The sequence below is a fragment of the Sphingomonas sp. 3-13AW genome (genome assembly GCF_049311085.1).
Classification (GTDB): domain Bacteria; phylum Pseudomonadota; class Alphaproteobacteria; order Sphingomonadales; family Sphingomonadaceae; genus Sphingomonas.
In genome coordinates, this window is record NZ_JASNVZ010000001.1 from 121061 (window position 1) to 134920 (window position 13860).

14 protein-coding genes are annotated in these 13860 nt (G+C 61.0%); 8 read left to right on the plus strand and 6 right to left on the minus strand.

What is annotated here, in order from left to right:
• The first annotated feature begins 188 nt into the window (after positions 1-188).
• The 7 genes from QP045_RS00745 to recJ all read left to right on the plus strand — a co-directional run bounded on the left by QP045_RS00745 (position 189) and on the right by recJ (position 8032).
• On the plus strand, positions 189-386 hold the full coding sequence (locus tag QP045_RS00745; RefSeq protein WP_422513036.1) for a hypothetical protein: 198 nt from the start codon (positions 189-191) through the stop codon (positions 384-386).
• Between the two features lie 24 nt (positions 387-410).
• Positions 411-1982, plus strand: coding sequence for a hypothetical protein (locus QP045_RS00750; protein ID WP_422513037.1), 1572 nt, complete (start codon positions 411-413; stop codon positions 1980-1982).
• A gap of 94 nt (positions 1983-2076) precedes the next feature.
• Positions 2077-2610: a hypothetical protein gene (locus QP045_RS00755; protein WP_422513038.1), complete on the plus strand. Its 534-nt coding sequence runs from the start codon at positions 2077-2079 to the stop codon at positions 2608-2610.
• 103 nt (positions 2611-2713) lie between these two features.
• Positions 2714-4609: a GspE/PulE family protein gene (locus QP045_RS00760; protein WP_422513039.1), complete on the plus strand. Its 1896-nt coding sequence runs from the start codon at positions 2714-2716 to the stop codon at positions 4607-4609.
• A gap of 3 nt (positions 4610-4612) precedes the next feature.
• Positions 4613-5032 carry a hypothetical protein gene (locus QP045_RS00765; protein WP_422513040.1) on the plus strand — a complete coding sequence of 140 codons (420 nt, stop codon included), beginning with the start codon at positions 4613-4615 and terminating at the stop codon, positions 5030-5032.
• A gap of 31 nt (positions 5033-5063) precedes the next feature.
• Positions 5064-6233, plus strand: coding sequence for a type II secretion system F family protein (locus tag QP045_RS00770; protein WP_422513041.1), 1170 nt, complete (start codon positions 5064-5066; stop codon positions 6231-6233).
• A gap of 83 nt (positions 6234-6316) precedes the next feature.
• Positions 6317-8032, plus strand: a complete 1716-nt coding sequence (gene recJ, locus QP045_RS00775) for a single-stranded-DNA-specific exonuclease RecJ (protein ID WP_422513042.1) — start codon at positions 6317-6319, stop codon at positions 8030-8032.
• Here the strand turns inward: recJ and QP045_RS00780 are convergent, their stop codons facing one another.
• Positions 8033-8401 carry a hypothetical protein gene (locus QP045_RS00780; protein WP_422513043.1) on the minus strand — a complete coding sequence of 123 codons (369 nt, stop codon included), beginning with the start codon at positions 8399-8401 and terminating at the stop codon, positions 8033-8035.
• Between the two features lie 91 nt (positions 8402-8492).
• Between QP045_RS00780 and QP045_RS00785 the strand changes: the two genes are divergently transcribed.
• On the plus strand, positions 8493-9443 hold the full coding sequence (locus QP045_RS00785) for a TonB family protein (protein WP_422513044.1): 951 nt from the start codon (positions 8493-8495) through the stop codon (positions 9441-9443).
• Here the strand turns inward: QP045_RS00785 and QP045_RS00790 are convergent, their stop codons facing one another.
• The 5 genes from QP045_RS00790 to QP045_RS00810 form a co-directional block, all read right to left on the minus strand.
• The gene (locus QP045_RS00790) at positions 9444-9794 is read right to left on the minus strand and encodes a hypothetical protein (RefSeq protein WP_422513045.1); all 351 of its coding nucleotides are present in this window, start codon (positions 9792-9794) and stop codon (positions 9444-9446) included.
• Positions 9791-10801, minus strand: a complete 1011-nt coding sequence (locus QP045_RS00795) for a hypothetical protein (RefSeq protein ID WP_422513046.1) — start codon at positions 10799-10801, stop codon at positions 9791-9793. Before QP045_RS00795 ends, QP045_RS00790 begins: the two co-directional genes overlap by 4 nt.
• A gap of 226 nt (positions 10802-11027) precedes the next feature.
• A complete protein-coding gene (locus QP045_RS00800; RefSeq protein WP_422513047.1) occupies positions 11028-11651 on the minus strand; it encodes a single-stranded DNA-binding protein in 624 nt (207 codons plus the stop codon).
• 328 nt (positions 11652-11979) lie between these two features.
• The gene (locus QP045_RS00805) at positions 11980-12702 is read right to left on the minus strand and encodes a DsbA family protein (protein ID WP_422513048.1); all 723 of its coding nucleotides are present in this window, start codon (positions 12700-12702) and stop codon (positions 11980-11982) included.
• Positions 12703-13027: 325 nt separating this feature from the next.
• Positions 13028-13834 (minus strand): hypothetical protein, encoded by an 807-nt coding sequence (locus QP045_RS00810; RefSeq protein ID WP_422513049.1) that lies wholly within the window; start codon positions 13832-13834, stop codon positions 13028-13030.
• Positions 13835-13860 lie beyond the last annotated feature (26 nt).

A 13860-nucleotide genomic window follows, 5' to 3' on the forward strand; every position in this document is an offset into this window, starting at 1 on the left:
TCATCCAGTCCGCCGCCCTATTCGCATGCGAGGAGGTGAAACCGCTTCGTTCGTGAACCATTAACTGGGAGCAGGATAGGTCGACCTTCGTGGTTGCCGCCAGCGGAGTTCCATCCTAAAACGTGGTAATCCTCGGGAGTTCCATAACGATGTCGCCCTTTGCCCTCATTCTGCGCTCGACTGTGATAATGCTCACAAAGCACGGCCGGATCGCGGATCTGCTCGTGGGCTTCATCCTGATCGGGGTTGGAGTTCAGTACGCCAGCCCCTGGATCGTGGCTAGCGGCGCGCTGGCGTTCCTGACCTATTCGATCGATCTCAACGGGATCGTTCAGCGTTTCACGATGAAGCGCGTGCTCACCCGCCCGTCGGCCCAGCGCCGCTAAGATTTCTAGGGCCGGAGAGCCTCCATGCTGAACATTGTCATTGGCGTCCTTTTGGTCTCGCTCGCGAGCTTCTCCGGATGGATGCTCATCGAACAGATGTCGCTAACGCTGTCGGTCGCCGACCAGCGGGAGAATATCCGGCGCCTGGACATGGCTGCTGACGCGGTGGCGGCAAAACTTGGGTCGCCCGCGGGGGCTAACCCAGGCGCGATCTATGCGCCTGCCCCGATGGCCGGGTCTGGGGCTTACCCCTACACCCAGCTGCCCGACTGGATTCCGGGGGTGCACAGCACAGTGGCTGGTGTTCCTTTCCGGTATTGCGCCTACGCACCAGATAAGGGGGCGGTCCGGATCTCGGACGCTCCGAACAGCTACCTGCTCATCGGAGACGTCGTCGAGAACGTGAAGCTATTGCCTTTCCAGCCGGCCGGTATCGTGATCTCCGCTGGTCTGAACGGAAGTGTGCCGCCGGCGTGCAACGACGTGGATGTCGTTGAAGGCCGGGTTGTTGTGCCGGGTGGGCTGGCGCGAATTGTCTCTGGTGTGAAGAGCGTTTCGGACGCCCAGCTGACGGACGGGAGCTCCTTCGAAGTGTGGGCGGCGCCCGGCGCGGCGGGGAGAGGAACCAGTCCCGCAGATCCTATCTCTCTCACGGCTGCCATGAACGTCTGGAAGTTGAAGCTTCCCAAGTCGATGGTCATTCACCTTCCGGCCGGCGCGGTCTTTGCGGACGAGGGCGGCACTCTCAGCGGCGCATTCAGCATGGGCAGCGAACGAGCCGGGACAGTGCGTAGTTCGAAGCTCACGATCGCTTCCGCGGGCGGTTCTGTCATCTGGGCCGATACGGCGTTCGACCCGCAGGGATCGCTTGCGCTTAGTGGCGTGAGCATGCCGCAGACAGTCGTCGTGCTTGGATCCTTCAACTCGGCATCCTTTCAAGGGAGCCAGGTCAAAGGCGTCCGCGTCGCTTCGGGTTCTTCGGCTGCCTTTAACGGAAACGCGACCGTCCAAGGGGATGGTCTTGTCGTCGCTGGAACCGCGACCGTCGAAGGAGGCCTTGTCGTTTCGGGGACTTCGTCGGGCAGTCTTATCGACGTCCAATCGAGCGGTAGGCTGATGCTGTCGGGTGCGACCTTGAGCCTCGCGAATGGTAGCCGAGGCATTGAACTCCACGGCGACCTTTCGGGCGGCGGGACGATCTCGGTATCCAGCGTCGGGGCGGCTGTCGCGCTGCAGGACGGCTCACGTATGGCTTTCGAGGGGACCATCGGAAGCGGTGCAGGTTCCTCGACGTTGTTGGCTGAAGGCGCTCCCGCTTTCATTAGCGGTCGAGGTACGATTGGAGCGGGCGCTAACGGCTGTTGGAACCCAACCGTTGAGGTGGGCGGGTCGACTTTCCCAACCATCTTCGGCGCCTCTTCTGCCAGCTCGTCTGCGCCGACCGGTCTGGTCCAGCCCGCCCCGCCAGCGGCAGACCCTGAGACCGGAACCGTGAAAGCTCCGGCAATGGAAGCCTACGTTCAGCAAACGAATACGTACACGCGCGCAGTCGCAGCCAGCGCTGGTAACAAGTCGCGGTGGCTGTGCGGCGTATGACGGTTTCCCCAGGCGAAATGATCAACCTCGTTTCCGTCAGAGGTGATGCGGGTGAACTCCCGCTCACGACGAGGCGGCATGAAAGGAATACAAAATGACTACCGTGATCCTTTTGATCATCGGAATCCTTATTGCCGCAGTCGCGGCGCTGATGATGTACTTCTGGGGTGGCGACGCGTACAACGAGTCCCACGTAAAGGCGGAGGCAGCGCGACTGGTGACCGAAGGAGGCCAGCTCGAGAGCGCTGTGTCGCTCTATCAGATCCAGGAGGGCGAGCTCCCAGGGGATGGCGTTGGCCTTGATGACAAGGCGATGCAGGACCTGATCTCGAAGAAGTACCTTACGCATCGACCAGCCGGCGCCCGGGACAAGGACGGCACCCCCCGTGTTTGGACGGTTGACTATGACATGGGTATCATCCGGACGACGGTCGGGCCGGCGGAAGACGGACAGTCGGTCGGCGTATGCCTCCAAGCGCGTAAGCAGCTTCGTCTGGCTGCGGCGTCCACGCCGAGTGGCGTCTATCAGTGCGACGGATCGGACTACCCCGGAAACCCGGGGGGCCTGCCTGGCCGCGAGCCTTGCTGCATCGCGTCCAACGTTCCCGAGCTTGCTCCAACCAGCTGAGCATTATTGGATGGACCGGTTTCAGTCTGGTCCATCCATCCATATATAGGCTTTCTGTTCCACATGCCTGAGTTCGGCATGGGCGAGATATTGGGAATCGGTCATGGCGAAGAAGGACAGGGAGCTTGCGCTCCTCACGATGGCGGGCGCGGACATGAAGCTCAGCGGCGACGAGCGACGTTCGGAGGAGCTCGTCTGGGCCGCTGAGGACCAGATGCGTTTCGGCATCGAACTTATGGACTCCAAGGAGATCACTCGCGAGCAGCTCGAGGCCGCGATGTGGGCCTCCGCGGTCAATGATGACTCCATCGGCAAAACGCTCGTTCTGCAGGGTGTCATTCGCCAGGAGCGTCTGATGACGCTCATGGAGAAGTTCGACTACGCCCAGATCTCCACGGCAATGCAGTACAACGTGCCGATCGACGACGTGTCGATCTTGCACAGGGAACGTGTTGCGCTGTTCGGGATGAGCTCGAAGACGATCTACCTGGCATGCCTGGGTAACCAGCGTGTCGTTCGTCACCACTTCGAAGCGCTGTTCCCGGAGCACAACCTTGAGTTCCTCGGAATCCGGCCGCAGCAGATCGAGATCTTTCTCTCGAAGACTGATCGCCTTCCAAAGAATCCGGAGCAGCGTTCGGGTTCGGCCGACGGACGCGTTGAGATCCAGCGATTTGTTCCGCGCGAGACGGATGACGCCGACATCCTCAACCTGATCGTGAACCTGGCCGGCATCCGGGGCGGCTCCGACATTCATATCGAGCCGAAGGCCAAGAGCTACTCGATCCTGCTGCGCATCAACCGCATCCGGCGTATCATCCACGAAGGGCCCCTTGGCCAATACAACACGCTCCGCGCGCAGGTGAAAGAGCGGGCAAAAATGGATCAAATGGAGCATCGTCGCCCACAGGATGGCGCGTACTCGCAGGAGATCCTTGGCCGCATGTTCGACCTCCGTGTCGCATCCTTCCCGTTGGACGGTGGCTACGAAAAGATCGTGATCCGGCTGCTTGACCCGGACAAGGCGTCCAAACACCTGACCGATCTGGGCATCAGAGACGTGACGCAGTGGCGAGCGGCCTGCGGCCATCCGCACGGCCTCGTGTTCGTGGCGGGCAAGACCAACTCGGGTAAATCCACCACGCTTATCTCTTCGTTGCGTGAGCAGGATCGTATCGGCAAATCGATCTACACGATCGAAGATCCGATCGAGCATCGCGTCGAGTTCATCACCCAGATGGCGGTCAACCGCGCCGAGTCCGTTCAACTCGACTTCAAGGCCGGCGTGCGCGCCATGATGCGCGGCGATCCGGAAATCATTCTGGTGGGCGAAATCCGCGATGAGGAGACGGCGGCAGTGGCAGTCTCCGCGGCGGAGTCAGGTCATCTCGTGTTCTCGACCCTCCACGCTGGTACGGTCCGGGAGTCGATTAGCCGTCTGCGCGGCATGGGAATTACGGACGAGATGCTCCGCCCGATGGTTCGCGGGATCTTAGCTCAGCGCCTTATGCGTACGATCTGCAATCATTGCCGCAACAAGGATGGCACGGGCTGCCCCATGTGCTTGCACACCGGGTACGGCGGGATGACGGTCATCTCCGAGATGGGGTTCTTCCCGTCGGAGGGCCACTTCAATCGCATGCTGAAGGGCGAGGTCTTCTGGGACTCCATGTTGCGGGACGCCCTGGAGAAGCTCGACCGCGGGATTACCGACGAGAAGGAGGTATATCGCGTCTTCCAGTCGGAGATCGAGTATCTCAACGAAGATTACGCCGGCATCGCAGACATGGCGAAGCGGGTGCTTTCAGTCGTCAGGAACGAAGCGCCCTCGCGAGTCGAACGTGACAGTGGCATCGGCATGAGTGCAGAAGACTTCAAGGCACTTGAAGACGCAGAGATGATGCAAGCGGAACTGCGCAAGTTCAGTATCACTGGCACCGTGCCGACGTCGATGAATCCCGAGGTTTTGCTGGCCGACCCGAACCGGTACGGAGACTGATCCATGTCGACGATCCTGCTGACGATGGTCGGGATCCTCTTCGCGGCACTGAGCACCACTGCATGGTTCGTCTATTATGACGAGGACTCCGGGTGGGCGGTCGAAGGTGGCCTCAGTGCTTCGCATGGGATCACCTCGCTCGAGCAGATTGCAGCCTCGTACGCCGCGGCGAATGGGGCGCGACCGCAGAAGCTTGCAGATCTCGACGGAGTGGACCTGCCCGAGCTTCCGAGGTTCCCAGGAGCCGCGTGGGAGATCGCAAACGGGCACGTCTGCTTGAAGGGCACTCACGGTACGGCGGCGGACAGAGCACTGCTCCACGGAGCAAACCGCCTGAAGCCGAAGGCGATGATCACAGGTGAGTGCGGCGGAACGACCCCACCGAGCGAAGTCGTGGTCCTGTCATATCCCCTCGCGTCCTGACCGGCGCTGGTTACGAAACGGAAAATAGAAAATGCACGTCACGTGGCAGGCCCGGATCAGAAAGGGGCATAGTGTCGAGGAGATCACGGTCGTCGGGGCGACGATCGATGAGGCTCGGCGCGCAGCAGCTAACGAGGGGCAGGTCATCTCGGTCCGCCCGGCTAAGAAGAATTTCCTCAAGGTCGGTATGAGCCGCCACGAGCGCTATGTCTTCCTGATGCGCCTCGCCACGATGATCGGCTCCAAGGTGCCTCCTAACGAGGCCCTGCGCATGATGATCTCCAGCTTCCAGGGGCGCATCGGTGAAGCCGCGAAGAGCGCGTATCCGCTCGTGGTGCGCGGAAAGGCGCTTGGAGAGGTTCTGAGCGAGGATGCCAGAAACTTCCCGGGGTCGATTGGTCTCCTGATCAAAACGGGCTCTGCGAGCGGCAATACTGCAGATGCGCTGATCGAAGCTGCGGAGTTTGAGCGCCATATTGGCGAAGCGACTAAGAACACGATGATCGCCTTAGTGCGGTCTTTCCTGTATATGCTCATCGCTTTGGCTCTGCTCGTGGGAAACCAGTATTTTATCATCCCTAAGATGTTCGACTCCCCGATCATGAGGATGGGAAAAAAGATCGACATCGATTTGTATTTATCGGTGGGTTTCTGGACCATGGTGCTCACGATAGGCATCATGACCCTACTGGTATCTCTCATCTTCCTCGCTACGTTGGGACGGCGTGCCGCACCGGATAAAGTCGACAGCTTTATTCTAAAGCTGCCTGTTATGCGCGATCTCGTCATCAGCCAGGACAACTATGTTGGCCTATTTCGGCTGGCTCTTCTGATCAAAGCAGGTGTGCCCATGGGCGAGGCGCTCAACTCTTGCGCAGATTCAACCCGACCCGGCGCGCTTCGCGAAGATTTCCGGCGTGCCTACCGTGGAATGCGGAAAGGGGAGAAGTGGGCTCTATTCATGAAGACTTTGCATCCGACTGACAGGGCAGCCCTGGTGATGATGCCCGACAACGATGAGCTTGCGAAAAACCTCAATTACATCGCGGATATGTCGAAGGCTCTTTACCTGCAGCGGCTAGGGATCATATCTCCGGTTATGGACACCGTATCGGCTGGCCTCATCACGGTCGCGGGTATCGTTGTTCTCTTCGTCACCACCGTGCCGCAGCTGCAGCTGGTATCTGAAGTCATGAGCTAATTGGGGAGCTCAACGTGACTATCTTGGCACCTTCCGCAGACGATATCCCCTACATCTCACCGCTTCCGAAGCCGGCGGGTCGCGTGCTCGACGGGCTGTCGGTCCGGGAACGCACGTACCGCCTGAGAGCGGGTGAGGCGAAGGGCGCGGCGATCGCTGATGTTATGGAAGTTCGAGGGCTGCTTGATGACGCTGAGCGCTTTCTCAACCCGCGCATCGACCGCGACATGCCAGACCCTTCCATCCTCAAAGACATGAACAAGGCGGCAGACCGCATCGCGGACGCGGTGCGGCATGGCGAGAAGATCGTGGTCTTCGGAGATTATGACGTCGATGGGGCATGCGCGACCTCCATCATGGGCCGGTGGTTGCGCCAGGTCGGCGGCAACTTCTCCATCTATATTCCGGACCGAATGAAGGAGGGCTACGGTCCTTCCTCACCCGTCTTCAAGCGCATTGTCGATGAAGGCGTCGATGTGATCCTGTGCGTCGACTGCGGCACCGCCGCGGTCGACCCGATCGCAGAGGCTACGGAAGCCGGCGTCGATGTGGTGGTCGTTGATCACCATAAGCCCCCAGTGGGTGATCTGCCGCCCGCGATTGCTATCGTGAACGCGCACCAGGCGGACTGCACGTCCGGACTGACGATGCTGTGCGCCGGCGCTCTAGCGTTCATGCTGTGCGTCGCGGTTCAGCGCGAGCTCCGACGTCGGGGCTTTTTCGAGGCTCGGCCAGAGCCGAAGCTGCGCGATCTGATGGATGCGGTTGCGCTGTGCACCGTCGCGGACATCGTCCCTCTGATCGGCCCGTCTCGGCTGTTCGTTGCCCGGGGACTGGACGTGATCGCCAAGTCGCCATCCGTGGGGATGGCTGCCCTCCTCAAGGTCAGCGATTGCAAGGATCTGAACGCACGAGCGCTCGGCTTCGCCCTGGGACCCAGGATCAACGCCGGCGGGCGCCTGGGAGGGGGCACGATCGATGCCGACGGAGCCTTGGGCGCCAACCTCCTTCTTTGTGACGACCCTCAGGAAGCAGAGCGCCTCGCTAAGAAGATCAACGAGATGAATGTGGAGCGGCAGGCAATCCAGGCCGGCTGTGTCGAAGAGGCGGTGGTGCAGGCCCGGCGCCAGGTCGAGGAGGGCTGTCGCGCTATCGTCGTGTGCGGGAAGGGATGGCATCCAGGCGTGGTCGGCATCGTTGCCGGCCGCCTGAAGGAGATGTTCAATCGTCCTGCGATCGTCGCTGGCTTTGACGGCAAAGTCTACAAAGGGTCCGGACGTTCGGTGCCAGGCTTCGACCTCGGGGACGTGGTGATCGAGGCGCGCAACCGCGGCATTCTGGCGAGTGGTGGTGGACACACGATGGCGTGTGGCGTCGGGTGTCTGCAGGAACGATGGGATGAATTTCGCGAGTTCCTCGAGAAGCGCACAATCTACAAGCCGGAAGCGATCGCGATCGACCTGGAGATCCCAGGCGATCGATTGAACGTCGACGAGATCGAAACGCTGTCACAGCTGCAGCCGGTTGGAATGGGGATGCCCGACGTGGAGATCGCCGTTTCTGAATGCACCGTCTCATCGGTCAGGACGCTGTCCGAAGGGAAGCATGTAAAGCTGACCTTGAAGTCCGGCACGAAGGTGGTTGAGGCCCTCTGGTGGAACGCTCTGAGTGATGGCTATGTGGAAAAGCTGATGGACCTGAGCGGGCGGCGAGTGGTCGCCATCGGACGGCCTGATGTGAACGAGTTCCGCGGCAGCAAGACGCCTCAGCTCATCCTTTCAGACGTTATCGCCGCCTGATCAGATTGTCCTCTCACGGCGACGCGTATCGGACGCGTCGCCGTTCCTGCCAAAACGACGGCTACGGGTCTGTGCGAGGCGGACCTGGTCGAGGATCATATAGAGTTGGCGCTCCTCTCGAGTGGTCAGCACCCCATCGGCCGTCGCGGCGATGGCCGCCTGGCGCAGAGCACGAGGACCGACTTTAGCGATATTGAGGATAACATCGCGGCGCGCGCCTTCGACCAGCTTGCGGTCGGTTCTGGCCTCCGCGATGAGCGATCCCAAGCAGAGTCCTGCTACCATTGATACAAACCCGGCGGCCATCACACCTGCGCCACGAAGGGTGTTCGGGCTCCAGATTTTCATGATGTTCGGGTGGACGCTCATAGCAAAACGGCCCTGTTGGGTGGCGCAAAATCTGACCTCATCCTAAAACATTGCCAGGCCTTATTCCACTACTTACCCCAAGGTATCCGAAATGGCGTACGTCGATACGGTTGATCATCAGGCGAGGAAGTTCGGCGGTAGCGCCACCGTGTCGATCTTCGCTGTGGCGATCGCGGGCTTCTTCCTCGATGTTACCTTCCTTCCGGACACCCCAAAGCTGCCGGAGCGGGAAAAGCCGCTCGTGATGTTCCCCGTCGCTGGTGCGAAGGAAAGGAAGTCCGAGCTGAAGACTTTCGATCTCCCAGAATTGGTGAAGGCACAGCCTGAGCCGAAGCCCCAGCCGACGCCTGAGCCGAAGCCACCGGCTGAGGAGCAGGTTGCGAGCAAACAGGATGAGAAGAGCGAGCCTGATGCGGAGCAGGCCCAGCCAGATGTGACACCTGGCACCTCAACCATCTGGACGCCGCCGCCCCCTAAGGTGGCGCAGGAAATCGCCGAAGCGAAACAGATGAAGAAGGTCGAGCTGCCGAAGCTGGTCGTCAAGGATGATGCGTTCCAGCAGAAAATGGACGTCAATCGTCCTCCTCGGCTTGTTCAGGCGCGCGAACAGCGCATGGACGACAAGGAAGTGCTGGCCGCCGTCCGAGGCCTGCAGCTGCAGGTGACGTCGGCTCCCCGTCCAGCAGCCACCTCGCTTAGCCCCCAGCCCGCTCTTGATGATCAGGGCACACAGGACGGAACGGTCGCGATGCGCTTTCAGGTGCTGGCTGACGGCCGGATTTCCGGCTGCTCCGTAGTTGTATCCAGCGGGTCGGACGTCCTCGACCGCCGTGCGTGCGATCTCGTTGCTACATTCGTCTACGAGGCTGGCACGGACGAGCATGGGGAGAAGGTCGAAAAGACGATGCTCGAAACCGTCGAATGGCTCGGCGGGGATGCGAAGCGTGTATTCGGCAGAGGCGCTAGCGACGATGCTGTCGTGCCAGCCAGGGTGACCCCCTCGGCCACGTCGATCTATCGCAATGCGACGGTACGTCGTTGATCAGTTCAAGCGGAGACGGCCCGGAACGTCGCTCTGAAGGCACAACGCGATATCCAGCGACACCTCCCACTCCTTTGGGTCATGCGAGGCCACGTACACCCTCAAGAAGCGAGGGCCCGTGTCTAGGTCAGCCCTGATCCAGTAGCATGTCCCGTCTCTGGCGACGTGCCGCATCATCGCTTTGCTGGTCATCCTGCACGCCGCAGATCGCCCATACTCGGCGAGGATCTCCTGCATGTCTGCGAGAAACTGATCCCAGGGATAGGGTTCTACCGGCGTATCTACGGGGTAGGGTAGTGGGAGGTTTGCTGTCAGGACCGGCCCTTCGATCGTGAAGGTCGTGATGTTCATGCAGGCACACGCTCCTGGGCGGTAACGAGCCGATGAAGCGATGTTCTTGCGGACAGGCTGTGCGAGATGTTGCTGGGGTCGACGAGCGATGCTCCTCGGACCTGCGGCTGGTAGGTCCCGACGATGCCCGATCGAGTGCTGCCGTTCTGAACGATGGCCAGCGCGTAATCGCCCTTATCCGGCAGGCCCGATGCGGAGTAGAGGAGCTGGCCGTCGGGCATGGTGATGGCCTGCGGGACGTCAGTGCCGGCGGGGAGAGAAATCCGGCCGGAGTCATCCACATCGTAGACCACCGATGGCATGCTCGTCCCAGGCACCTGGTAGGACGTCTCCGAGGCGTTGGCTGCGACGCCATCTCCGTCGCGTTGCGAGGCGAGATAGCCTTGGAGGAGTCCCTGAGTAAGATCGAGGATCACCCTGACTGCAGCAGCCGTGTCACCGTCCTCAGCATCGCGCAGGAGGTCCTCTTCACAGCCCGCGATGCGGCACAGCGTTGTGGATTCAAGGAATAGATCCGTGCGCATAAGGCGCAGGAGCGCGGAGGCGTTCGTCTCTTCTTCCCGGCGATCGAGTCCCAGAAAGCTGAGGATGGCTGGCGTAAGTTCGCTCTTCCGCCCTTTGGTTTCGATCATGTAGAGCGTGTGATAGGTCAATCCAGGGATCGCTTCGGCGAGCTCATGGCGGGTATAGTTGAGCTCGTCCCTTCGGCGCCGGATCCGTTCGCCGAGCGAGTCCTCCCGCATCAGCGAGCTGAGGTCTGGCCGCAACAGCGTCTCTTTGGCTATGCCGTAAAGTTGGGCGAGGGGCTCGAGGTAGCTAGTCCTCTTCGAGACGTCGTTCTCGATCTCACTGAGCGTGGAGCGGTTCAGCCCAGGAATCTTCTCGACCACGTCGGCGCCTGTAAGCCCAAGGGCTTTGCGTGCCGCTTGCAGCCGCTTGCCAAGGGTGGGCTCGAGAAGCGCCTTCTGTAGCGCTTGTGGCGCTACCTTCCGCGCAGTCTTGGTCATGGTCTTCTCCTGACACTTGTCGAGCCAACGTGGCCCGCTCGATACTGACATCCCGAGCGATACGCCACCGGTACGCATAGCAACCCACGAATGGCCGATACTGAAACGAAAAGGGCCCGCAGCGTCAACTGCGAGCCCCCCGAAGGCATGAATTATAGCCGTTGACCTATGCAGCGTTGTCTGACACTGAGAGTTAGACAATGCCGCTAAGTCATTGATTTTGCATCTAAAAAGGCACGTCGTCGTCCATCGCGGGGTCGAATCCACCGCGGCTTCCGCCACGCGAACCTCCGTCATCCCGTCCACCGCGGCCCCCGCGGTCGTCATAGTCGCGCCCGCCACGCGAGCCGCCGCGGTCGTCGTAGCCACGCCCGCCACGCGAGCCGCCGCGATCGTCGTCGGGCCCACCGCGCGAGCCGCCGCGGTCATCATCGCGCCCACCGCGCGAGCTGCCGCGGTCATCTCGCGAACTGCCTCCACGCTCTTCCCGCTCCTTGCGGGTGGTCTGGATCGAAACGTTCCCCTTGAAAGGGCCCACCTGGATTTCGGTCGCCCAGGCGTCGCCGCCCTCCTTGCGCTCGTACTTGCGGATCTTGAGCGTGCCGTCGGCGATGAGGACGCGATCGCCCTTCTGCGCGTACTCGCTGAGGTACTTGATCTGCTGATCGCCAAAGACGTTTACGTCGATGCCGAAGCTCTCTTCGACGACGTTCCCCTCACTATCCTTGTAGGAATCGTTGAACATCACACGAAGCTTGCAGACCTGACGGCCGCTCCTGCCGAGGTCCCGAAGTTCGGGCTCGGCTGCAAGATTGCCAATTCCGTTGAACTGATTGTAGCTACGCGCCATCTGACCTGTCTCCTCTAGCGCAAAGTGGTTTCCTGCCGGTCGGGCGCTGGTCAGGCGCTCCTCGCGGGTGGGGATTCGATGCCATAGCAGGATGGTACGGTCAAGCGTTAAGAACGAAAGAAGCACACTTTTCGGATGGGACGACGCATTTAAGTTCTTTCGCGGGTTTTGTCGGAGACTGGGAGAGCGGAGGGAGATGTTAAAATGGCATCTCGCGTCACAGCATGGCCGGACGTCTTTCCCTCACGGGGAGTGCTCGCTTGGATCACAAAAGAAGTACGGCCGGAGCGCGAGGCCCCGACCGTACTCGACCGCCGAAGGTCAGTGATTACTTGATAGACTGCTCCAGAACCGACATCGGCACTGCACCGGGGTATGCGGCGGTGGGGGTGACGAAGAACGGCGTTCCGTTGACACCGAGGTCTTCAGCGATCTTCACCTGGGCATCCAGGACCTTCTTGACCTGCGGACCATCCATGTCTGCCTTCGCCTTCGCGAAGTCCAAGCCGGCCGTGCTGGCGAGCTTCTTCAGCCCCTCGTCGGTCGCGTCGATGCGGCCTTCGACCGAATAGAGCGCGTCGTGCACCTGCGGGAACTTGCCCTGGAGGTCAGCCGCGAGAGCGAACCGAGCAAGGACTTCCGACGTCGGGCCGAGGATCGGGCGCATAAGGATCACGAAGCGGACGTCCTGACGCTTCTTCGCGGTCTCGTCCACGCCGGCGTGAGCCTGCTTGCAGAAGTGACAATTGTAGTCGAGGAACTCGGCGACGGTGAACTTCGCGGCCTTGTTGCCGATCACCGGACCGATGGCCGGGTTCAGCTTCATCATCGGGCGAATCTTCTCGGCCTTCGTGCTGAGCTCGGCGGTCTGCGCCTGCTGCTGACGCGCCTGCATCGCCTGCATGGTCTCAGCCACCCACTCGGGGTGCGCCAGTAGCACCTTTCGGAACTTTGCGTCGAATTCCGGATCGCCGGAAGCCGAAGTCTGGGCAACGACCGGGGTCGCGGCAATGACGGACGCTGCCATGATAAGCGCAATCTTCTTGAACATGTGAACTCCTTGAGGGGGCAGCAACATCTGTGTTGCTGAGGGTTATAGGATGGGACGTAATTTCCTGCAAAGGGCACTCGAGCCCGTCCAGCGAGCGTTCCGGAAAACGTCTTTACCGGGTCGGCACTCTATCGTCGCGGCTCACGCCGGCGATGCTCGCTACTGTGGCCGGAGCCGCGCCAGTGACGATGTTGAGGTGGAGGATGCGGTCTTTGGGAGCCTCTAGATGCCACTCGCGGTGGTGAGGCTGCTCGCGCCGGATTATGATCCAGGCGGCTGTAGGCGGCCGCGGCGGGTGGGCCGGTGGCGTTCGCCAGACGGAGGTTTACGCCCGCTTGCGGCTCTCGGAGGGGCTGCGCATGTGCGCCGTGAACTCCTGAACATGCTCGGCGAGTGAGCGGCTGTCAGGAGAAGCCTGGAACATCGCGCGGTGCTGTCGCCGGACGATTGAGGTGGGAAGGTGCAGGACAAGGTCCATAGCCTCCGGCTGAAGAAGCTTCTGGATTTTCATCACCGGCGAGCGGTACTGTATCTGCTCTTCCGGATCGTCGTCGTCGAAGCTGTAGATATGACAGGTGGCTTCTGCCGTCAGGGGCGATTTACCCCCTTCGTCGACGAAGTACGGAGTCATCAACGGCAGGTGGTGGATGATCTCAACCTGCTTGCCCGTTTCGGCGGCGATCACGTTGGCATAGAGCTCCATGGCCTGATGCCAATGCGAGTAGTCATAGTCGCCAGCGGCGGCCGTATGCGTTCCGAAGGCCCCGAGGAAGGCGTCAATCACGAGTTCCGCGGTAACCTCCCCCTGGAGGTGGCGACGGCCAAGGCCCGTAGGGATCATCGCCTTCTCGCCTGTGTCACTCCATGCTACCGTCTCGGGCTCGCGGGACGTGACCAATCGCCCAGCCTCAACGTAGGCGTAGGGAATACAGGCTTCCAGCGACATTACACCTGACGCGAGGATCGTGATGTTAAGGTCGACGCCTTCGCAGGACGTCTTAAGACCGTACCGGACCTCCTGACGCGCCTGAGGCTGCATGCGTTCGAGAAAACGCCGGTCTGGCAGATTGATGAATTCTGCGTTCTTGATCAGTTGGCTACGCGTCGAGGCGTCCTCTCCGGAAGATGGCATCCGTTAACCCCTTTCAGGTCTAAGCG